Source organism: Microbulbifer weihaiensis (assembly GCF_048323715.1).
Lineage (GTDB): Bacteria > Pseudomonadota > Gammaproteobacteria > Pseudomonadales > Cellvibrionaceae > Microbulbifer.
This window is the reverse complement of record NZ_JBLWFL010000033.1, coordinates 1-1,529: the sequence shown is the minus strand read 5'-3', so window position 1 is coordinate 1,529 and position 1,529 is coordinate 1. Positions and strand designations below refer to the sequence as shown.

General features: G+C 50.4%; 1 protein-coding gene. It reads right to left on the bottom strand.

The window, feature by feature from the left end; translation table 11 throughout:
* A partial coding sequence (locus ACNKU7_RS18760; protein ID WP_418298517.1) for a hypothetical protein occupies nucleotides 1–1,529 on the bottom strand: 1,529 nt, incomplete at both ends.

The window sequence follows — 1,529 nt, the reverse complement described above, 5'->3', positions numbered from 1 at the left end:
CCATCCTGATCCTGATCCATACCGAGGCCGTTGGTGCCGAAGATATCCGGGCCTACTGAGAACGTATAGGTTCCCTCAGTAAGGGGTTCTGAAAAATCGACTTGATAGCGAAAGTTATCTATTGCAGCAACTTTCTCAATAGCGATCAAACGCCCCAAAATATCTACCAGTTCAAAGTCATTTGCATCGACGGAAATTGGATCAATTCCGATATTGAACTGTACTGTTGTTTGTGAGATTTCCTCATCACGGTAGCCTTCAGCACTCACTAATCTCACTCGGGGAGGTGTCGCCTTCTCAACAATATAGACACTACCGGCTTCCCCTGGAGCGCCTGAATAATGAATACCGCCATTGGCAGTAACATTTTCTATATTTAGGCCCTCCATAGATTCGTAATAGATCGCTACACGGCCGCCCCCGCCGGCTCCCGCATACCGACCAACGCCGCCATTCGCATGAATACTTGAGCCTTCGTTCGCGATAAATTCGCCTACATCAAGCCAAATGGAGCCACCACTACCACCTCCGTTACTGCTGACATCCCCGTTGCCATCTGCTACTAGACTTCCAAAAAGCTCCAGCTTTAGGGCAGTAAGTTTGAAAGCGCCGCCTCCACGTAAACCTGGAGAAGAATCACTTGTATAGCGGCCACCTGTGCCGAAATCAATCGGGGCTATGTCACTCCCATAAATTTCATTAGTTGATTCATTACTCAACGTGCCACCAAGGCCGCCATAACTGCCACCTGAGCGGAAACTCACATGCTCACTGGGAAGCCACCCCTTTCCTGTCACATCTATAGAGGATCCATTTTCAATATGAATGGAATTCGCACTCAAGGTGATCCCTTTTTGGAAGCTTTCAGATGCCGTTCTAGAAGAAATCACTCCATTGTCTTGAATGCTAATAGTGTTAACAGCGAGGCTTTCTCCAATTTCAAATGTAAATCCACTCACCAATAGATCATCGTTGGCAACGGTAAACATACCCTCCGCCAGTACGTAAGCATTGGCGCTGCCGGTCCCTATAATCGATCCACCCAGATGCGAACCATCACCAATGATCAAGCGTCCCTGGTCAACGTAGATATCCGACTCTATCTGGCCGGCAACGTATGTCGTCCCATAACCCGCAGAACTGGAGCGGTTAACAATCTGCAACACGCTATTACCACTGGCCAGTGAGCGGTCATACAGAAAGACTGTACCTGCGCCGCCATGCCCGTTCACTCCAGACAAAGGTGCTCCGCCTTGGGCCAATACCTGCTGCCTGGGATCAAATCCAGATAATGCGTCGTAATAAAGTGCTATTCGGCCACCGCCACCACTCCCGGCGTGGTAGCCGCTACCCCCTGTCGACGTAATCTGCGTACTCTCATTGCCAACAATTTCACCCGCCTCAATCCAGATGGATCCGCCGCTGCCACCACCCACACTGCTGCTGTAGGCGCCATTCGCCAGAATCTTTCCGTAAACCTCCAGGCTATTATTGACGACCAATTTAATGGCGCCGCCGCCTCGGCTGCC